The sequence below is a fragment of the Roseibium sp. RKSG952 genome (genome assembly GCF_009711355.1).
The window spans coordinates 32,854-51,795 of sequence record NZ_SMMF01000953.1; the positions used below are offsets into that span (position 1 = coordinate 32,854).

The following is an 18,942-nucleotide window of genomic DNA, read 5'->3' on the forward strand; positions in this document are numbered from 1 at the left end:
GTTCCTCGGGCCAGGTCAGCCAATATCCGTCCTTCGTTTTCAGCTCCGGTAGATCCAGCCTGCGCAATCTGCCCGCCTGCAAATCACCTGCAGCCAGCGGGATAGACCCCAGGACAATACCCAGCCCTTGCCGCGCCGCAGTAATCGCGTGCTCCATCGAGTCAAAACTGAATTTGGTGAGAGGAGGTTCGCCTTCGCCCGCCTGACGCGCCCACTCGCGCCAGCCTGGCCGCTCACCACGCAGGTCAATCACGGGCGTCCCCCATTCGATACCGGGGGCAGCCATCGGCACCAGAACCTCAGGCGCGATCAGGGCCGAATCCCGGCCCGGCCACGCCCCGCGACCATACCGTAACTGCAACCATGTGCGTTCCTCATCCAATGACGTCCTGCGGGCGACCGAATCCGTTGTCACCTGCACCTTAGGCCTTTCCGCGTGAAACGCCGCAAGGCACGGAAGAACAAGCGCGTGGATATGCGAAGACAAACCCGCCACCCGCAACTCACGCGGCGACTTTCCGAACAGATCCTCGGTGTTTCGCTCCAGCGCCTGCAGACTGTCCTGAACCAGCGGCAGATAGCTTTCGCCCTCGACCGTCAGCGACACACCACGCGCCTCGCGGACAAACAGCGACCGGCCCAGCCAGACCTCGAGGTTTCCAATTCGCTGACTGACCGCCGCCTGTGTCAGACCAAACTCGCGCGCGGCCGCGGAAAAGCCACCAAGCCGCCCGGCGGCTTCGAATACGCGCAACCAATCCAGCGGGGGCAGTCCGACCTTTTTCTTAGCCATTAGATTTTCCAAGCCTCAGCAGAAAGAAGGATTAATTGTCGTAATGCCACAACCAGCGTATCTCCTCAATCAAAGCTCGCGCTGAACAGGAGAATCCCCATGCTGCGCCTCGCCACCCATGACTCGTCGGTCGTCACCGTAGACTTCAGCGACGGCACGAAGGCTCGTTTCCATGCAATCTGGTTGCGCGATAACGCGCTGGACCCCGAAACCCGCGCAACGGGGAACGGTCAGCGCCTGATCACCATCGGCGATATCCCTACAGATATCTCGGTCAGCGCTGCTGAGGCCGTGAATGGCGATCTGCAGATCACCTTCGCACCCGAAGACAAAACCGTCACCTTCCCGGCCGATTGGCTGGCAGGTCACGTGTACGATCGCGATCACACCCAACAGGCCGGCAGGCTTGCGCCCGGTATCACTTCATGGGAGCGCGGCATCGACGCCCCAAGCGGTGACTGGACACAGGTTCATGAAAATCCAGCCGCCAAACGCGATTGGCTGGCTGCTGTAGCAGAGTTTGGCTTTGCCAAGCTTACCAATGGCCCAACCGAGCCGGAATCTCTGCTCAAAGTGGCTGATCTGTTCGGTTATGTCCGCCAGACAAATTACGGCCCCTACTTTGAGGTACGGACCGAAGTTAACCCCACTAACCTCGCCTATACCGGCCTTGGTCTGCAGGCCCACACCGACAATCCCTATCGCGATCCGGTGCCTACGCTGCAAATCCTCTATTGTCTGGAAAACAGTGCCGAAGGTGGTGATTCCATCGTAGTGGATGGCTTCCGAGCCGCTGAAAAGCTACGTGATCAGAACCCAGAGGGTTTTGCCCTTCTGGCAGGTTATCCCGCACGTTTCGAATACAAAGGCTCGGATGGCGTATGCCTGCGTTCGCGCCGCCCGATGATCGAACTGTCGCCAGATGGTGAGCTGATTGGCATCCGTTTCAACAACCGTTCTTCCGCACCCTTCGTCGATGTGCCCTTTAACCAGATGGAGGCCTACTACGCTGCCTATCGCCAGCTGGGCGAGATCATCGACGATCCAGCCATGGGTGTATCGTTCAAGCTGGAGCCGGGGGAGAGCTTCATCGTCGATAACACCCGCGTTCTGCATGCGCGCCTAGGCTATTCCGGCGCGGGTTCACGCTGGTTGCAGGGTTGCTATGCCGACAAAGACGGGTTGCTGTCCACATTGGCCGCAATGGAAATGGCCCAGCCGGAGGCGGCGGAATGAAACCCGATTTCTCGACCCTGAACCGAGACAATATCGTGGCCTTCATCGGAGATATCTTCGACCGCCGGGGCGGTGAAGAATATCTGGGGGAACCCGTCACCATGGCCGAGCACATGCTGCAAGGCGCCACCATTGCCGAGCAGAACGGTCAGTCCGAAGAGATCATCGTTGGTGCCCTGCTGCATGACATCGGTCATTTCACATCCGAGTTTGGGACGTATCACCCGGATGACACCGAAGATCGTCATCATGAAGACGCGGGCGCGGAAGTACTGGAGCAGTTCTTCCCGTCGGTGATCACCGACTGCTGCCGATATCACGTGGCAGCCAAACGCTATCTCTGCGCCACCAAGCCCGAATACTTCAACCGCCTGTCTACCGCTTCAGTCCATACACTGGAACTGCAAGGCGGCCCGATGAACGCCGAAGAAGTCGCTGAGTTCGAAAGCAACCCGAACCTGAAAGAGATCATTCAGGTCCGCTATCTGGACGAGGCAGGCAAACGCGCGGACATGGAAACCCCGGACTTTGCCCATTTCGCACCAATGGTGCAGCGTATGGTGGACAAGCATCTGGGGTCGGCATGAGCGCGCCAGAGTACATCTTTGAGGCCAGTTCGAAACCATCTCTACCGTGGCACGAAGTTCCACTGATCCGGGCCACTGAAGAATCGGTCAAAGGCTATGGCTGCCTGGTCGATGATCCTGACAACTTTGAAATCGAAATCGTCCGTTGGCCCCAACAGGGCTGGCGGCCGATTGACGAAGGCACCGGTGACGAGGCGGGCTGGGTCGAGGGTACGTTCAAATGCGACTGGCAGGGTGACGTGCTTTATGGAGAGAATGAAGCAGTCAAAGGCCACTATGTGCTGGGCTGGTCCGCCGATCCGCAAAAGGCACAGACAGACAGGCAATCTGCACCGCGCGATCAGGTGCTGCTGTGGCATATGAACTACCACCCCGACGGTGGGCAAATGTTTTGGCCGCTGGACAACAAGCCGTTCATCGTGCCCGCTGCGCTATCCGGCGACAACCTGACCCCAGAAAAGGTGGTGGCGTTCTGGTGCGATGGCTCACGCGGTCTCTATATCCATCCCGGCATCTGGCATGAGGGGATTTTCCCTGTCGAAGACAGTCAACGTTTCCTCGACCGGCAAGGTCGGGTGCATGCCCGGGTCAGCGCCGATATCGGTAAGGAATTCGGAGTTTACCTCGCCTGTCCGCTGCGCGCGGACAAGGTTCGGGATCTTTGACAACACAAAGTCTTGGCAGGGCCGGCTCCACTTGGAACCGGCCCTGCAAACGATCGGATATCCACTGACCGATTATTATTTCTGCTTAGCGGACAACCCGGCATAGATCAGCACAGTCACAAGAATGATTGCACCCCCGATAAAGCTTGCGACAGGCGGAATTTCTCCAAAGAACCCGAAGGCAAATAACGGCGCAAAGACCACTTCGGTCATCAGGATCATGCCAACTTCCGGCGCGGTGATATAGCGGGTCGCAACCGCTGACATCACTCGGCCAAACGGCGCGGTGAACAGTCCCATGACCCCCATGATGACCCATGTGCTGAGGCTGTAACCCGAAGGTTCCGCCACAATTGCCATCGCAAGTGCAAGGAACAACCCGCCCAGCCCGACACTCGCCATGCGGCTGACGTCCTGATATTTGCGCAACAGAGTTTGGTTCAGCGACAGGCAGATCACCGCAAAGAACGCGAGCAAGTCGCCCTTGAGGTTCCCCGAGCCAAAAGACCCCGACACCACAATTGCGATCCCCAGCATAACGAACACGATCGAAATCCAGGTGGACCGTTTTGTGATTTCTTTCAGGAAGAACCAGCTGAACAGAGCAGCCAGCGCGGGCGAGGTGCTGAGGATCACAAACGTATTGGCGACCGACGTATTCTTGATGCTCAGAACAAGGGCCGAGGCGCTGCCCAGCATCAACAGGCCCGACAGCAAGATTGGCCAGCCGCCGGCCTTAAGGACTTCGATCAATCCACGCTCATCCCGCAATTGAATGAACGCCGCCATCGAGATCGCCGTGAACAATCCGAACAGAAAGGCGGTGTCAAATCCACTGACACCCGAGAGGCGGATAAAAATGGGATCAAAGCTCATCAGCAAAGCGCCAAGAAGGGCAATCGCAATGCCGGTCATACGTGGGTTTTGGGATCGCAGAGCGAGGGTAGAGGAAGGTTTCATGATAGCCACCGAATAGAATCATACTGATCGGTATGATTATTACTCACTTGCGTAGATTTCAAGACTATCATACCAAGTGGTATGATTTTACGGTGCTAGCATGAGCAAGCAGGAAACACGCAAAGAAAAGACCCGCCAAGCAATCCTGAATGCTTCGAAATCTGTCTTTCTGACAGAAGGTTACGTTCTGGCCAGCATGGATACGATCGCAGCTCGGGCGCAGGTCACGAAACAGACGGTCTATCGGTATTTTCCATCAAAGCTGGAGCTGTTTGAAGCAACGCTCAGGCACATGGGCCCAGGACCCAAGGCGGATTTTCTGGAGAGTCTGGAGGTGCCAGATACGCGTGAAGCCCTTATCGGATTCGCCACCGGTTTCATGCGATCGCACCTGAGGCAGGAACATCTGGATACAATCCGCCTGCTGATCGCCGAGGCACCAAAAGCACCAGAAATCGTACGTTCATTCTTTGCGATGGGACCGAGCGACACCAAGGAGCGTCTGCACGAATTCTTCAGAAAACGGCTGGGTGTCGACCACCCGGAAATCCCGATGCGCCTGTGGACGGCCATGTTGTTTGCGCATCAAGAAGCCGCGATGCTGGGGCGCGGCATACCGACTGAAGAGGAACTGGCAATCTACGCTGAAACGGCAACTGACTACCTGCTCGCAGGGCTGGCCGCGCGGACTTAAGAATCCCTTAACCCCTGACCGGTTCTTCTGTGTTACTCTCGGCATATCTTTCGCGAACGTCATGTCAGGGAGGCATCTTATGGGCTTGAACAGGCGCAAAGTTGTGCAACTTGGAACCGCTGCCACGGTTGGGGCAATGCTGCCCCGGATTGCAATCGCAGCAACAGATCAACATGAGGCGTTTGAACTGGAGTTCAGAAAAACGTTGGACCGTCTGAAATCCGCATTTTCCGAACTTGGGCTACAAGAAGCCGCGCCGCTTCCAATTGCGACCGGTACCGACGACTATAACGGAGGCCTGCGGCACGATTTTGATCAAGACGCGCTCCCCACAAATGCCTTCGTGATCCAGCCGCTGGCCCGAGTAGGAGATGTCGGTGAAAAATCCCGAGTAGATGTTTTACCACTGTTTCATGAAGTTGGCTGCCATCCGGAGGGTGACGCCAATGGCCAAACCACAACCCGCCTGATGATACGGCTTTTGACCGAAAGCTTTGGGCTTGATCCATCCCGCATCGCCCTTGTCAGCGTGCCGCAAGCCGACACCATGCGCCCGGTGCTGGACGAGATGGGCCTGCCTTTCGCGGAAAAAGTCCTGTTGCGCGATGAGGCCGAGGCTTTGGCCGCCCGCGACGCCTCGGGCTATTTCTTTCCTGATCCGTTTGGCGAAGACTACATCGTAACGATGGGCGTCTATTACCGCGTCGGCGAAACCGATGAGCCCGCGCCGACGTCCTATCCCCCGTCGCCCAACTGGACTGAGATCGGCGAGATCGTAATCGACGGCACTGCCGCGCCCCTTGGCATCTCAATCGGGGCCGAGCGTTTGACCTATGCGGTGACCGGCCAGTTTCCGACTTGGGATCAGCGGTTGGGTGCTTTGTTTGATCTGATCGAACAGGAAGGCGCGGAACCGCCCGGCCTAGTTGCATTTCAATAGTTACAACAGCATGTTAGCAAGGACTACGAGGGTATAGAATTGCTGACTCTGTTTTGGTTCCAGCTAGGATTTATGTTGTTGGCGTCCCTATCATCATGGGCAGCCATGATTTTTCTGACTTCGGTTTTTCCGATATTCAAATTCAAGGAAGAGTTTGTTGACTACTGCATTCGAACGCGCGGCACGCCACCATCACGCAGACGGCTGCTTCTGAACGCCTATGGGGCATGCAACTATTTTTTCATGTCGGAAATATGCAACGATCTAAACGTGCCTAACGGGTTACGGATCGTCCCCAATTCCAATTACTTTCACTTTTTCATGGTTGGCGTGGCGTCGTTTCTTACTGCGGTACTTTTTTGGATAGTAGCGTTCATATTTTTTGTTGTTGTGACCGCCTTCATCTAAGCGCAGCGCCTACAGCCCCAGCACATCCACCATGTCATACTGACCGGGCGCTTTACCCTGTCCCCACAGCGCTGCCTTCAGCGCACCGCGGGCAAAAATGGCGCGATCGGTGGCCAGGTGGCGCAGAACGATGCGTTCTCCGGGGGCTGCGAACAGGACGTCGTGTTCACCCACAATGTCGCCGCCACGAATAGCATGGAAACCGATATTGCCACGTTGACGCGCACCCGTGATGCCGTCGCGGCCCCGGTCGGATACATCTTCCAGCTTCACACCGCGCCCTTCGGCAGCGGCCTCGCCCAGCATCAATGCGGTGCCCGACGGAGCATCGACCTTGTGGTGGTGATGGCCTTCGACGACCTCGATGTCGAAATCCTCATCCAGCGCAGCGGCAACCTTTTTGGTCAGTTGCACCAGCAGGTTCACGCCGAGGCTCATGTTGCCTGCCCGCACGATGACAGCGTGTCGCGAAGCCGGTTCCAGCGCGGCGATCTGTTCGTCAGTCATGCCGGTGGTGCCGATCACATGAACACAACGCGCCTGCGCAGCCAGAGCGGCAAATTCCAACGTCGCTTCTGGCGCGGTAAAATCGATCACGGCTTGCGCCTGCGAAAACGCCTCAAGCGGATCATCGGTGACTTGCACGCCCAGTGCCTGACCGCCCATCGCCTCGCCCACGTCCTGACCGATCCAGTCATGGCCTGCGCGTTCGACCACTCCGACCAGACGCGCTTGATCGCTGTCCGTCACGGTCTTGATCAGCATCTGTCCCATGCGGCCCGAAGCCCCTGTAATGACGATCCCCGGAATATGGGTCATTGCGCTGGTCCCTCTCGTTAAGTCGGCTCAAAGCCTCCTACCCCGTTCGCGCCCGCTTGGCAAAGCCCTGCTTTGGGCTTAGATCGGGGATATGGCAAAGAACAAATTCCACGATGGCCCCGGCCCGTCCCAACGACAGCTGCGCGTCGGCGAACTGATCCGCCGCACCCTGTCCGAGGTTCTGGCGCGCGGAGATGTCCACGACCCCGACCTGAACCGTATGTCGATCACTGTGGGTGAGGTGCGCACCTCGCCCGATCTGAAAATCGCCACCGCCTATGTGCTGCCGCTGGGCGGCAAAGGGCAGGAGGACGTGATCGAACTGTTGGCCCGTAACAAGAGCGAATTGCGGCGCATGGTTGGCAAAAAGGTCGGCCTGAAGTTTTCACCCGATCTGCGATTCCGTCTGGATGACACGTTTGACCGTCTGGACGACACGCGGCGCATGTTCAATCAGGACGCGGTGCGCCGCGATCTGGACGAGTGATCCGAGCATTTGTCATCTTGGGCGCGGCCCTTTGGGCTGCGCAAGCTTCTGCGGTCACCTGTGAAAAGCTGACCCATGAGGACAAGCGGTACACTGTCTGCGAGGTGGATGCCGCCAACGAAGACCTGCAGCTGTTTCTCAACGATGGAAACGGTGACCTGTTAGGACATTTCTCTTCGGTAAACGAGACGCTTGAACCTCGAGGTAAACGCCTGGCGTTTGCGATGAACGCGGGAATGTATCACGACGACCGCTCGCCTGTGGGCCACTACGTTGAGAATGGTCAGGAGGTCATGCGAGTGATCCCGAACCCTGGCCCTGGCAATTTTGGCCTGTTGCCGAACGGGGTGTTCTGCATCCGGGAAGGTCGCGCTGACGTCTTCGAAACGCTGGATTTTGTCGACCAGACGCCCGAATGCCGCTTTGCCACCCAATCTGGCCCGATGCTGGTCATTGATGGTGAACTGCATCCGCGCTTTCTGCCCGATTCGACATCGCGCTATGTCCGAAACGGGGTAGGCACCAGCAACGACGGCACCCGCGCCGTGTTCGCGATCTCAGAGGACTACGTCACATTCCACGAGTTCGGCAGCCTTTTCCGCGACGTGCTAGACACTCCGAATGCGCTGTTCTTTGATGGCAATATCTCTCGCATGTATGACCGTGCAAGCAATCGATCAGATGTCGGGTTTTCGCTGGGACCAATCGTGGGCGTGGTTGAAGACGCACCCTGAAATTGACAGGGCGAAGGTGATCCGCTAACTCGCGCGCCTCAGCAAAGGGCAAGGTGCAAGATGGGACGCAAACGCAAGGGTCGTGACATTTCCGGTTGGCTGGTGGTGGACAAGCCTGCTGGCATGACCTCTACGTCGGTGGTCAACAAGGTACGTTGGGCGATGGACGCGAAGAAAGCGGGCCATGCGGGCACGTTGGACCCCGAGGCGACTGGCGTTTTGGCCGTGGCTTTGGGTGAGGCGACCAAGACCGTTCCCTATATCACCGATGCTTTGAAAGCCTACACATTCACCGTGCGTTTGGGGCAGGCGACGAACACCGATGATGCCGAAGGCGAAGTGATTGCGAGCAGCGATGCGCGCCCTTCGGATGACGACATCAAACAGGCGCTCACCCCGTTTCTGGGCGACATCATGCAGGTCCCGCCCAAGTTCTCAGCTGTTAAGGTCGATGGGCAGCGCGCCTACAAGCTGGCCCGCGATGGCGAGGATATTGAGCTATCCGCCCGGCCCTTGTGGGTTGAAGAGCTGATCCTCGTTGACCGCCCCGACGAAGACCACGTGGTGCTGGAAATGACCTGCGGTAAAGGCGGTTATGTGCGATCTATCGCCCGCGATCTGGGCGCGGCGCTAGGGTGCCACGGCCATGTCAAGGAACTGCGCCGTATCTGGTCCGGCCCGTTCGAAGTCGAAGACGGGTTGAGCATCGAACAGATCGACGAGATGGCCAAGACCACTGCTCTGGACGAGTATCTGCACCCGCTGGAAACCGGGCTTGCAGATTTGCCGGAACTGAAATGCACACCCGAAGGTGCCACCCGTCTGCGTAATGGCAATCCCGGTATGGTGCTGGCTTCGGACGTGGAATACGGCGATGAGGCCTGGGCCTCGCTGGACGGCAAGGCCGTTGCTGTAGGTATCTACAAATCCGGCGAATTGCATCCCAACCGGGTGTTCGTCGATTAAACGGCGTGTTAGGCGAAGGGCATGATCACCCGAACGCATACCAAGGGCGACGCGCCCTCGACCGCCATTTATTCCGATTGCGAGAACTATCGCTATAGCCTGACCCGCATCTGGGACCCGGCCGGGCGCAAGGCGTTATTCGTCATGCTGAACCCCTCCACCGCGACCGAGGTGCAAAACGACCCCACGGTCGAACGCTGCGAACGCCGCGCGCGCGCGCTGGGATTTGGCGCGTTTCAGGTGACCAACATCTTTGCATGGCGCGACACCGACCCCCGCAAGATGCGTGCCGCCGGCGATCCGGTTGGGCCGGAGAATGACACGGCTATTCTGGACGGTGTTGAATGGGCTGATCAGGTCATCGCAGCATGGGGCACCCACGGTGCGCATCTGGATCGCGGTCCTGCCGTAGAGCATCTGTTGCGAAAAACGGGGCACCCGCTCTATCACCTTGGACTGACCAAGGATGGCCACCCCAAGCACCCCCTCTACATCGCTTACACCCAGCAACCTGAACGCTGGGACGGGTGACAAAGGGTTAACCACAGAGTCAGGTTGGCTTTGACCAACTCACTGAACACATGGGACATTTTACCCAAGAAGCACTGTGCTTTCGGAGGGGTTCCATGTTTCTGATCGGGTTTCTTGGTCTGGCCGCTGTTGGTGGCGCGGCCTACGCACTCAGCGACGTCTTCATCACCGATGAAAGCAATTCTGACGACGTAGACGACGATGCGCCGGAGGATGGTTTTTCAAACGGTCAGTTTCTCGAAATTGACGAGAATGTCGATGAACCTACCGCCGAAGACACCGGGCAGGTGATCTCGGAATGTGACGGAAATCTCGTCATGGTTGGGCAGGATGAAGCAGACACTCTGTCAGGACAGGACGGGAACGATCAAATCAATGGATATGGCGGTGACGATACCATCGATGGTGCCGCTGGGGATGACATCCTGCATGGCGGAGATGGAGAGGACACACTGACTGGTGGCACCGGCAATGACTTGTTGCACGGAGAGGCAGGCGACGACCTGCTGGCGGGCGAAACCGGGGATGATCAGTTGTTCGGCCATTCTGGCGACGACGAATTGAACGGTGGTGACGGCGAAGACGAGCTGTTTGGCGGACAGGGCGACGATACCTTGCTAGGAGGCGGTGATGACGATGCCCTGCAAGGGGGCGCAGGTAACGACATTCTGGCAGGTGGTGAGGGCGCGGACTCACTGTTCGGCGGAGATGGCAATGACACGTTATCGGGTGACGATGGTGACGGAACCGAGACGAGAGATTTCCTGAATGGGGGTTCCGGCGATGACACTATAATTGCCAATGGCGGAGATGTGGCCACGGGCGGTGCGGGCGCTGACGATATTATTCTGGATACCGACACCGACGACGAAGAAGTCACCGTCATGGGTTTCCAGCCGGGTGAAGACAAACTGCTGATCACTTGGGAAGAAAGGGATGATCCGGAAATCAGCATCCAACGGGACGACGAAAACGAAACCCTCACCCGGGTGACGGTCAATGGTCATGAGGTGGCGCATCTTTTCGGGGCCGAGGGTATGACGCTCGACGACATCCAACTCATCACTCAGGCAGAACTTGCGCGATTTAGCGTGTAGGGTTAGGGACACAGAATCCCTTTGCCATTTACCCGAAATACGCTTATACGCGCGCATCCGCATCGGAATCGGTGCGGTTTTCTCCATGGGCCTGTGCTGGACGACATCCCGGCCTGCGCCATCAACTCTAACCTTTAAAGGAGACCCCGATGTCGATCACTGCCGCTGAAAAAGCACGCGTCATGAAAGAATTCGCAACCAAAGACGGCGACACCGGTTCGCCTGAAGTACAGGTTGCAATCCTGACCTCGCGCATCACCACCCTGACCGAGCACTTCAAGACCCACAAAAAAGACAACCACGGTCGTCGTGGTCTGCTGAAGATGGTTGCACAGCGTCGTAAGCTGCTGGACTACCTGAAGGGCAAAGAAGAAGCGCGTTACCAGGACCTGATCAAGAAGCTGGGCATCCGCCGCTAATCGCCTTTGTGTGATTTGTACCGGGTTTGAAGCCCAGTTGTATGATTCGTACGCCCGCCACTTTGGTGGGCGTATTTACTTGCAGTTCACCAACAACCCTATCTCGCGACCGATCCGGGTTGTCGCCGAATTCTGACAGCGTTCACCTATTTTGAGTACAGGCTTTCAATTGCCCTTCATACGAACGGCAGCGCAACTTCGCAGGTGGCAAAGCTCTCCAGACCGAGTTCGCCGACCCTTGAGGAGAGCGTATCGGCCTGTGTGGGTGTTTCAATTCTGCGCGACAAACGGTCGATTGTTCTTTCCGAGTCGGGCAATGAAGTTCTTCTGGCGACGCCCAGGCGGGGCATAGCGCGCCAGATCCTGTGAATTGCCACGCTCGGCCAATTCCGGGAACAGCATCAGAACTTCTTCTATCGCGTCCGATGAAAGCGTCTTGAGGGCTTCCGGACCCGTGTGCAAGCTCTCGGTTGGTGTCCCTTCGGCATAGATGATCTCATGATCATCAAACAAAAGATGGTAATAGGTGACAGGCTCTGCTGCGGTTTCAATCTCGATGTCTGGTAGTGCGGTCAGTTTGTGAGCGGGAACCAAAATCTCCGAACTTCCGAACATGCGTTTGGCCACATCGGAAACGGCGAGCATCCTGTGCTGGCGGGAAACAACCAGATCACGATGCGGCAACCCAGATGCCAGTGCCCCGGCCTTGATCCGGACGGGGCGCAGTTTCTCACTTTCACTGAGACGTGCGACTGATACCTTTTTCTTACCGATCCATCGGAGCGGCTGGTAGCCATTATCACGGGTCAAAATCAGATCTCCCGACGCAAGATCTTCAACTGCTTTCAACCCGGTTTCCGTTTCAATCTGCGTGCCACTGACGAAACAGACGACATCGCCGATATCACCGGTTGTCAGGAACAGCCAGCCGTGTTGCCGGTCCGGGTCGAAATTCGTCAGTGTGATTTGGTTGAAGGGCCCTGTCACCGTGACGGTTTCGGTGACATTGGTATTAAAGGGCGCTTCATATTCTGCCGTGGTGCCGCTGGTCCCGAAGTTCAGGTTGGTGACGACCGGTGTCCCATTAAGCGTGGATTCAACCACAATGCGGTCATTGAACCCGCCCGCAAATCCATTGGAATTGACGTCACCGACCGTAAATGTGAAGTCCTCGACAGGCTTTGAAAACGATAGGGTAAATGAGTCTGCACTCGTATCTACAGCATTGTCGGATTGAACAGCACCGGACCCGTTGACGAAAAAATCGCTTGTGAAAGTCGCGGTGACAACAACCGTGTCACCATCCGCGTCAACCACAGTTTGCGAGCCATTTTGCAGCAGTGTAACGAAGTTTATTGCGACCATTTATCCATCCAATCACTAATATACTTGCGACCGCTGCGAACAGAACAATCTGGTTCGTACAGATCAATTTCATTTTGCGTAAACCGAGTTTTTTCCTGTTTCAATACTACTTAGGCTCTGCTCTCACAGAACGTGAAAAGCAGGGGCCTAGTGTTGCGGGAGAAGCTCAAAACCGCACGATATTCATTGTGTAACGAAGATTTGGGTGGTGGTCCGCTGATTGCCTGCAGATTCAAACAATCAAAGGCCTGTAATCTCATAAGCATGGAAACACCCGCCCGAAGGCGGGTGTTTCGCGTTTCTCTGTCGCTAAGCTACATTTTTGATCGTTCCGATCTCAGAGCCAGCCAGAGGCAATAGCACATGATCAGAACAACCAGCGTGAAGGGAATTCCGGTCGAGACCGCGGCACCCTGTAGTGCGCTAAGCCCGCCACCCAGCAACAAGGCGATGGCCACCAGACCCTCGAGGGTGCACCAGAACACGCGTTGTACGACCGGGGCGTCCATCTTGCCACCTGCCGTGATCGTGTCGATCACCAGAGAGCCCGAGTCTGACGACGTCACAAAGAACACCACGATCAGGATCAGCGCGATTGGGGCGACGATGCCATAGAGCGGCAACTCTTTCAGGAAGCCGAACAAAGCACCTTCGGGTGCATAGCTATCGATGACCGTTGCGCGGACGCCCTCGGCACCGCCAGCGTTCAGCATGTCGATCGCCGCGCCACCGAATGTCGACATCCAAAGGGCGCAGACAGCGGTAGGAGCCAGCAGCGCACAGATGATGAACTCGCGCACCGTGCGACCGCGCGAGATACGCGCAATAAACATGCCCACAAAGGGCGACCATGCGATCCACCATGCCCAGTAGAACGTCGTCCAGCCGTGGAAGAAGCTGGTGTCTTCACGACCGAACGGGTTGGACAGGGCTGGCAGGTGACGCACATAATCAGCCATTACGCTGAAATAGCGACTGACTGCGGTTCCAATTCCTGTCACTGCAATGACGAAGATGAACAGCCCCACCGCCATGATCATGTTGATCTCGCTCAGTCGCTTGACGCCTGCATCCATACCCATCAGCACCGATCCCAATGCAATCATGGTGATGCCGATGATCAGCAGAACAACAACCGTCGGGCTGGGTTCGATGCCAAACACCTCATAAAGCCCTGCCGCAACTTGCTGAGCACCCAGACCCAGTGAGGTTGTCAGGCCAAACAGCGTGGCAAATACAGCCAGCGTGTCGATGATATGACCCCACCAGCCCCAGACCCGCTCGCCGAGGATCGGATAGAAAGCCGAGCGCAGAGTCAGCGGAAGATCAAGGTTGTAGGCGAATATCGCAAGGCTCAGACCGACTGCCGCATAGACCGCCCATGCCTCAAGACCCCAGTGGTGGATGGTACCGACAACACCCACATATTCATTGCCGGGCACCGCTATATCCAGACCCAGAGGCCGCGCACCGCCATCTTCGGCAAAGTTGTAATAGACAGGCTCCATCACGCCGAAAAACAGCAGACCGATACCGATACCGGCTGCGAACATCATCGCGATCCATCCGGGATAGGAATAGTCCGGTGTAGCGTCTTTGCCCCCGATCCGGACGCTGCCGACCGGCAGTACGATCAGGACCAGACAGAACAGGGTGATTGCATTCACCGAGAGTACCAGAAACCAGTCGAAAGTACTGGTTAGCCAAGGCCTTAGCCATCCAAAGAATGTGGCCGCCGCTTCCTGATTTGCAAGCGCGATAAGCACAAATGCAAAGATCACGATGCTCGAGATCAGGAAAACCGGATTGTGAATGTCCAAGCCAAAAGGCCGGACGTTATCCTGCCCCAGCTCATATTCCGTTTCGAAGTCATAGATCCGTGGATCCGGATCCAGCATTTTCTTTGATTCCGCCATTCGTTTGCCCTTCTGTTCGCCAAGTGCAAACGCCAAGGTATTCGGTCAGCGGACGGTTATGAGTCTATTACCCCCTTGGCGCGTTACCGTCATATCGACCGCGGGCTTTGTGGTAACAGCTTACACTGACAGCATAATTTCACCAAATGCATTCATTTTACAGAATAAGTAAGGCAAAAACGCCCATCTTTCGACGGGCGCTTTCTGCATAGTAGGTTCGACGTCGGCCGTTATTGAGACATCCCGCCTTCGCTGCTGACCTGTTCCTGAACATGCGTTTCGTTGCCAACAGTCGCGCCACGCGGTGGGAACTCGGCAAAGGTGCCCAGATGCGCCTGAACCAGACGGGCTGCGGGGCCAAATGCCCACATCTTGTTGCCCATCCAGCGCGTGTACATACCCGATTCCTCGGCTGCCTTTTCGTAAGGGTCGCGGCGCAGGTTGAACAGAAGCGGCGCATTCAGTTCTTCTTTGGGGCCGGCCCAGCCTTTTTCCTGAATGGTGAAATGTGCCTTCCAGTCGTTGTAGCGTACTGCCTGCAGATCCGTGCCTTCGTAATAGACAATTTCCTTGCGATTGCTCGGCGTGTCGCCGGTCAGATAGGAAAGCTGATTGTAGCCATCCAGATGCACCTTGTAGCCTTCGAACCCGTCCAGCAGATCAGCAGGCAAATCCTGCGGACCACCGGCTGCGGCGACCAGTGTGGGCATCCAGTCCATGCCGTCGAAGATACCGTTCAAAACCTGGCCTTCCGCGATCTTGCCGGGCCAGCGAATGATGGCCGGCACGCGGAATCCGCCTTCCCACGTCGTGCCTTTTTCCCCATGGAACGGCGTGGTACCGCCATCGGGCCATGTCATCGTTTCGGGACCGTTATCCGAAGTGAAAATGACGATGGTGTTGTCTGCGATCCCCAGTTCTTCGAGATGAGCGGTGACCTTGCCGACATTGTCGTCCAGCTCTTTCATCACGACGTCCTGCAGCCCACGACCATCGCCCAGCATCGCCTCGTATTCTGGGCTGAGATGGGTCCAGACATGCGCACGCGCCGGGGCCATCCAGACAAAGAACGGTGTTTCGCTTTCAACCGCACGATCGATGAAGTCGATCGTATGGGCCGTGACCTCGTCATCCAGCGTTTTCTGGCGCTCCGGTGGGGCGGGACCATCGTCAACGATGCGCTGTTTGCCAACCACGCCCCAACGGGGATCGACGGTTTCGTCCACGGTGTCTGTCGCAAAAGAATGAATGATGTTGCGCGGACCAAATTGCTGTTCGAATTCCGGGTCCTTGGGCCAATCTGGGTCTGACGTGTATTCCATTGCATTGAGGTGATAGAGCCAGCCCCAATATTCATCGAAGCCTTTGACCGTTGGCAGGAACTTGTTGAGGTCACCAAGATGGTTCTTGCCAAACTGCCCGGTCGTATAACCCAAAGATTTCAGGATATTGGCCAGTGTTGGGTCCTCGTCGCTCAGACCCACCGGGTCACCCGGCAGACCAACGGTGTGCATGCCGGTCCGTACCGGATATTGGCCGGTGATGAAGGCCGACCGGCCCGCCGTACAACTGGGTTGCGCGTAGTAATCTGTCAGACGCGCACCCTGAGCCGCAAGCTGATCAAGATTGGGGGTCTGGATGCTTTTGATGCCTTGATGATAACTGCCAAGACTGGCCCAGCCGACATCGTCGGCCATGATGACGAGAATGTTTGGTTTTTCGGTTTCTGCAACGGCTGCCGACGCGAGCGCACAGAATGCGGCAGCAGCGGTATACGCTATCGATTTGATCTGAAGCACCGGGTTAAACTCCTGAGAACGATGAAAAATGACCAAACGGCCAGATTAGATATTTCCTAGCGGCAGGCTCGTTCATCTCGCAATGCGGGTTTACATTTTTGCAAATTCTGAAACGTAATACGCGAAATCTGAAATTTTCGAGACCGCGATGCTGAATGAGAAATCCCTGTCCGCCTTCTTGAATCTTGCCGATACCGGTAACTTTCAGGACGCTGCCAAACGCATGGGCGTGTCGAACGCGTCTTTGTCACGCTATGTCGCAATGGCGGAAGACCAGGTGGGGTTTCCCCTGTTTCACCGAAAGCGTGGCAACAGCGGTCTGACACGCAAGGGACAGGAATTTCTGCCCATTGCCCGAAAACTGCAGTCGGAACTTCAGACCTGCGAGCTGCAGATTGCGAATATCCGATCAGATGCGGGACAAGCCGTGCGGATCGGGTGCGGACCGCTGACGCCCCGAACCCTGATCAAACCTGCGATGCAAGCAGCGCTGCAAGTTTCTCCAGGAATGCGGGTCAGTGTGTCGGTCAGCGCGCGGCAAGCGCCGATCGAGATGTTGGAGAACCGCGAAATCGATATCTATGTGGGTGATCTGACCCATACGCCGGAAACCGAGAACATCGAGTTGATGATGTTCGAAAAACGCGCCGTGGTATTTGCTGCGCATGTCAGTCACCCGCTGCACGACGCCCCCGTTTGCAAATTACGCGACGTGTTTGAGTATCCCTTTGCCTCACCACATCTGCACAAACACTGGCGCGCGGCACTGACCAAGGCACTGGGCGGGAACGAAGAGGCGGCACAAAAGGTCAGAACCCTGCCCCAGATCGAAAGTGACGACTACGCCTTTCTGGCCTCGCTGCTGGATGACAGCGCTTTCGTGGTTGGTGGAATGCCTGAGACGTTCAGCGAACTGGCCTCTTCCGGTTCGGTAAAACTGATCGAAACCGAGCCGCAGATTACATGGAATATCTGCGCAGCCCGAAAAACCGATCTGGATCAGCCGGCCGTAGATCTGCTGTGGCAGAAATTGCGCAAGCTGGCGATGTGAGAGGCAGGCTCAGAACACGATCCGGGTCCGCAATCCGAACAGGGCAATACTGTCCTGATCGGGGTTGAGCAGCGGGTTTGAGATGAGCTGTACCGACGGCGTGATCTGCAAGCCGGGCGAAATCGAGAACCGATAAAACGCCTCGAGCGTAAACTGATCCCCATCGACCCCGCGTGCCTCTGCCCAGTTCAGGCCCAGCCCGGCAAGGTCGGTATTGCGCCCGTAATATCCCAAACCGGCCGAAACCGAGCGCTGATACAGAGCAGCCGTTCCCTTGGCTGCGCCTGCACGAAAGAAGGGCATCCATTTGTTGTCCACGAACCACGCGGCAGAAAATGCACCACCATAGTCTTCGGGGCGACTGCCATCATCGGCAGCATCTGCATGCCAGAGCGTCAGATGCACGTTGTCGAAATAGATGCGATCAAAACCCGAGGTGTATCCGATTTCGAGTGACTTGAAGAGGTTTCCGTCGCTGAAGACATCAAAATTCGGGTCCGAAGGATCTGCATTGGCATCCGCGACGCTGGCCACCGCGTAGAAATTACTGCTGAGCTTGAGGCCCCCCGCAATCCCCAGCCCCGGATTCGGAGCGTTGATCGTTGGGTTGGTGTTGAATGCGAGGTTCTGAAACCCGCTATAGGGACTGACCAGACCGTAAACATCAACAAAGTCTGTCACGTCTATCTGACCAAACTGCAGCGTCCAGGATCCGTCTGCAGCCCGCTGCGTCCAGAACAGGTTGGTCAGTAACAACCCGTTGTCGTTAAAAGCCGTTCCGGTGATCGATTGTGCGCCACCGTTCAGACCCAGAAATTGCGGTGCAACCTCGGTATAGCTGTGCCGGTTCTCGATCTTGAAGGTCAAAGAGCCCCTCTCGGTTGCCTGCCAACTGCCGTAGAACCGGGCGATACCGCTGGCAGCCTCACCAGTGCCAATATCTGCATTTGTAGTCTGGCCCAGCGCCAGATAGTCGATATTGAAACGGAACCCGCTTTCAGCAAGCCGATCTTTCCAAGCGAACCAGCCGGGGGCGATATTGCGCGGGAAATCCGAACGGTATTGCGGATCGGTCAGCCCATCGCCGGGTTCAAGTTCGGCTTCGACCGAGGACGGGCCGGACAAACCTTGCGCAACCGCTTTGTCCAGAAACACCAAAGACAGCAGTGCAAGGGCCAGAGACCGGATCATTCAGAAACCTTTGGGCCACCGGTTTTACGATTGCCCGCAGCGCGAATGCGATCAGAAACGCTTTGTGTCCACTCGAGCTGATCACCACGGGTTTCAAGTGTCTCGACGCTGTCTGCATTCAATTGAAACGTCGCGCGCATCGGCATCAGGCCGTCAACGACGACCATTTTCTGATCCGTGGGGTCGATGGTGAGCAGCCCGGTGAGACGCACGGGTTCGTGAAAGTATGCGGGCGCCCAGTCACCGTTCAGCCGCACCCGGATCATCTGGTTGGGTGGTGGGGG

20 protein-coding genes are annotated in these 18,942 nt (G+C 56.8%); 12 read left to right on the plus strand and 8 right to left on the minus strand.

What is annotated here, in order from left to right; all coding sequences use genetic code 11:
- Positions 1-793, minus strand: a 793-nt coding sequence (locus tag E1297_RS34890) for a LysR family transcriptional regulator (protein ID WP_155146555.1), incomplete at its 3' end; no start/stop codon positions are given.
- Between the two features lie 99 nt (positions 794-892).
- Here E1297_RS34890 and E1297_RS34895 point away from each other — a divergent pair.
- Genes E1297_RS34895 through E1297_RS34905 form a run of 3 tightly spaced genes read left to right on the plus strand, consistent with a single transcriptional unit; the run spans position 893 to position 3,281 of the window.
- Positions 893-2,029, plus strand: coding sequence for a gamma-butyrobetaine dioxygenase (locus E1297_RS34895; RefSeq protein ID WP_155146324.1), 1,137 nt, complete (start codon positions 893-895; stop codon positions 2,027-2,029).
- Entirely contained in the window at positions 2,026-2,616 is a 591-nt protein-coding gene (locus E1297_RS34900) for an HD domain-containing protein (RefSeq protein WP_155146326.1), read from the plus strand. The genes E1297_RS34895 and E1297_RS34900 overlap by 4 nt, the downstream gene beginning before the upstream one ends.
- Positions 2,613-3,281 carry an ureidoglycolate lyase gene (locus tag E1297_RS34905; RefSeq protein ID WP_155146327.1) on the plus strand — a complete coding sequence of 223 codons (669 nt, stop codon included), beginning with the start codon at positions 2,613-2,615 and terminating at the stop codon, positions 3,279-3,281. The genes E1297_RS34900 and E1297_RS34905 overlap by 4 nt, the downstream gene beginning before the upstream one ends.
- Before the next feature lie 75 nt (positions 3,282-3,356).
- Here the strand turns inward: E1297_RS34905 and E1297_RS34910 are convergent, their stop codons facing one another.
- Positions 3,357-4,241 carry a DMT family transporter gene (locus tag E1297_RS34910; protein ID WP_155146329.1) on the minus strand — a complete coding sequence of 295 codons (885 nt, stop codon included), beginning with the start codon at positions 4,239-4,241 and terminating at the stop codon, positions 3,357-3,359.
- A gap of 100 nt (positions 4,242-4,341) precedes the next feature.
- Between E1297_RS34910 and E1297_RS34915 the strand changes: the two genes are divergently transcribed.
- A complete protein-coding gene (locus E1297_RS34915) occupies positions 4,342-4,935 on the plus strand; it encodes a TetR/AcrR family transcriptional regulator (RefSeq protein ID WP_155146330.1) in 594 nt (197 codons plus the stop codon).
- 79 nt (positions 4,936-5,014) lie between these two features.
- Entirely contained in the window at positions 5,015-5,875 is an 861-nt protein-coding gene (locus E1297_RS34920) for a hypothetical protein (RefSeq protein WP_155146332.1), read from the plus strand.
- Positions 5,876-6,292: 417 nt separating this feature from the next.
- Here the strand turns inward: E1297_RS34920 and dapB are convergent, their stop codons facing one another.
- Positions 6,293-7,102, minus strand: coding sequence for a 4-hydroxy-tetrahydrodipicolinate reductase (gene dapB / locus E1297_RS34925; protein ID WP_155146334.1), 810 nt, complete (start codon positions 7,100-7,102; stop codon positions 6,293-6,295).
- Between the two features lie 91 nt (positions 7,103-7,193).
- On the opposite strand from dapB, the gene rbfA reads away from it, so the two are divergent.
- The 6 genes from rbfA to rpsO all read left to right on the plus strand — a co-directional run bounded on the left by rbfA (position 7,194) and on the right by rpsO (position 11,336).
- Positions 7,194-7,589 carry a 30S ribosome-binding factor RbfA gene (gene rbfA / locus E1297_RS34930; RefSeq protein WP_155146337.1) on the plus strand — a complete coding sequence of 132 codons (396 nt, stop codon included), beginning with the start codon at positions 7,194-7,196 and terminating at the stop codon, positions 7,587-7,589.
- Positions 7,586-8,323: a phosphodiester glycosidase family protein gene (locus E1297_RS34935; RefSeq protein WP_368669793.1), complete on the plus strand. Its 738-nt coding sequence runs from the start codon at positions 7,586-7,588 to the stop codon at positions 8,321-8,323. Before rbfA ends, E1297_RS34935 begins: the two co-directional genes overlap by 4 nt.
- Positions 8,324-8,383: 60 nt before the next feature.
- Positions 8,384-9,289, plus strand: coding sequence for a tRNA pseudouridine(55) synthase TruB (truB, locus tag E1297_RS34940; protein ID WP_155146338.1), 906 nt, complete (start codon positions 8,384-8,386; stop codon positions 9,287-9,289).
- A gap of 21 nt (positions 9,290-9,310) precedes the next feature.
- Entirely contained in the window at positions 9,311-9,820 is a 510-nt protein-coding gene (locus E1297_RS34945) for a DUF1643 domain-containing protein (RefSeq protein WP_155146340.1), read from the plus strand.
- A gap of 95 nt (positions 9,821-9,915) precedes the next feature.
- On the plus strand, positions 9,916-10,917 hold the full coding sequence (locus tag E1297_RS34950) for a calcium-binding protein (protein WP_155146342.1): 1,002 nt from the start codon (positions 9,916-9,918) through the stop codon (positions 10,915-10,917).
- A gap of 149 nt (positions 10,918-11,066) precedes the next feature.
- Positions 11,067-11,336: a 30S ribosomal protein S15 gene (gene rpsO, locus E1297_RS34955; RefSeq protein ID WP_008757925.1), complete on the plus strand. Its 270-nt coding sequence runs from the start codon at positions 11,067-11,069 to the stop codon at positions 11,334-11,336.
- Positions 11,337-11,606: 270 nt separating this feature from the next.
- On the opposite strand, the gene E1297_RS34960 is transcribed toward rpsO, so the two are convergent.
- The 3 genes from E1297_RS34960 to E1297_RS34970 all read right to left on the minus strand — a co-directional run bounded on the left by E1297_RS34960 (position 11,607) and on the right by E1297_RS34970 (position 16,416).
- Positions 11,607-12,701 carry a Hint domain-containing protein gene (locus tag E1297_RS34960; protein ID WP_155146344.1) on the minus strand — a complete coding sequence of 365 codons (1,095 nt, stop codon included), beginning with the start codon at positions 12,699-12,701 and terminating at the stop codon, positions 11,607-11,609.
- A gap of 314 nt (positions 12,702-13,015) precedes the next feature.
- Positions 13,016-14,617, minus strand: coding sequence for a BCCT family transporter (locus tag E1297_RS34965; RefSeq protein WP_155146346.1), 1,602 nt, complete (start codon positions 14,615-14,617; stop codon positions 13,016-13,018).
- 230 nt (positions 14,618-14,847) lie between these two features.
- On the minus strand, positions 14,848-16,416 hold the full coding sequence (locus tag E1297_RS34970; RefSeq protein WP_368669794.1) for an arylsulfatase: 1,569 nt from the start codon (positions 16,414-16,416) through the stop codon (positions 14,848-14,850).
- Between the two features lie 148 nt (positions 16,417-16,564).
- Between E1297_RS34970 and E1297_RS34975 the strand changes: the two genes are divergently transcribed.
- Positions 16,565-17,467, plus strand: a complete 903-nt coding sequence (locus tag E1297_RS34975) for a LysR family transcriptional regulator (protein ID WP_155146350.1) — start codon at positions 16,565-16,567, stop codon at positions 17,465-17,467.
- A 9-nt stretch (positions 17,468-17,476) separates the two neighbouring features.
- On the opposite strand, the gene E1297_RS34980 is transcribed toward E1297_RS34975, so the two are convergent.
- Both E1297_RS34980 and E1297_RS34985 read right to left on the minus strand, forming a co-directional pair.
- Positions 17,477-18,658, minus strand: coding sequence for a carbohydrate porin (locus E1297_RS34980; protein ID WP_155146352.1), 1,182 nt, complete (start codon positions 18,656-18,658; stop codon positions 17,477-17,479).
- A partial coding sequence (locus E1297_RS34985) for a DUF3299 domain-containing protein (protein WP_155146558.1) occupies positions 18,655-18,942 on the minus strand: 288 nt, incomplete at its 5' end. The genes E1297_RS34980 and E1297_RS34985, both read right to left, overlap by 4 nt.

Bases quoted from the DNA above. Each gene is read 5' to 3' on its own strand.
- E1297_RS34975 (WP_155146350.1), top strand. From the start codon at position 16,565: ATGCTGAATGAGAAATCCCTGTCCGCCTTCTTGAATCTTGCCGATACC.
- rpsO (WP_008757925.1), top strand. From the start codon at position 11,067: ATGTCGATCACTGCCGCTGAAAAAGCACGCGTCATGAAAGAATTCGCA.
- E1297_RS34905 (WP_155146327.1), top strand. From the start codon at position 2,613: ATGAGCGCGCCAGAGTACATCTTTGAGGCCAGTTCGAAACCATCTCTA.
- E1297_RS34950 (WP_155146342.1), top strand. From the start codon at position 9,916: ATGTTTCTGATCGGGTTTCTTGGTCTGGCCGCTGTTGGTGGCGCGGCC.
- E1297_RS34960 (WP_155146344.1), bottom strand. From the start codon at position 12,701: ATGGTCGCAATAAACTTCGTTACACTGCTGCAAAATGGCTCGCAAACT.
- E1297_RS34965 (WP_155146346.1), bottom strand. From the start codon at position 14,617: ATGGCGGAATCAAAGAAAATGCTGGATCCGGATCCACGGATCTATGAC.
- rbfA (WP_155146337.1), top strand. From the start codon at position 7,194: ATGGCAAAGAACAAATTCCACGATGGCCCCGGCCCGTCCCAACGACAG.
- truB (WP_155146338.1), top strand. From the start codon at position 8,384: ATGGGACGCAAACGCAAGGGTCGTGACATTTCCGGTTGGCTGGTGGTG.
- E1297_RS34915 (WP_155146330.1), top strand. From the start codon at position 4,342: ATGAGCAAGCAGGAAACACGCAAAGAAAAGACCCGCCAAGCAATCCTG.
- dapB (WP_155146334.1), bottom strand. From the start codon at position 7,102: ATGACCCATATTCCGGGGATCGTCATTACAGGGGCTTCGGGCCGCATG.
- E1297_RS34920 (WP_155146332.1), top strand. From the start codon at position 5,015: ATGGGCTTGAACAGGCGCAAAGTTGTGCAACTTGGAACCGCTGCCACG.
- E1297_RS34900 (WP_155146326.1), top strand. From the start codon at position 2,026: ATGAAACCCGATTTCTCGACCCTGAACCGAGACAATATCGTGGCCTTC.
- E1297_RS34945 (WP_155146340.1), top strand. From the start codon at position 9,311: ATGATCACCCGAACGCATACCAAGGGCGACGCGCCCTCGACCGCCATT.
- E1297_RS34895 (WP_155146324.1), top strand. From the start codon at position 893: ATGCTGCGCCTCGCCACCCATGACTCGTCGGTCGTCACCGTAGACTTC.
- E1297_RS34910 (WP_155146329.1), bottom strand. From the start codon at position 4,241: ATGAAACCTTCCTCTACCCTCGCTCTGCGATCCCAAAACCCACGTATG.
- E1297_RS34980 (WP_155146352.1), bottom strand. From the start codon at position 18,658: ATGATCCGGTCTCTGGCCCTTGCACTGCTGTCTTTGGTGTTTCTGGAC.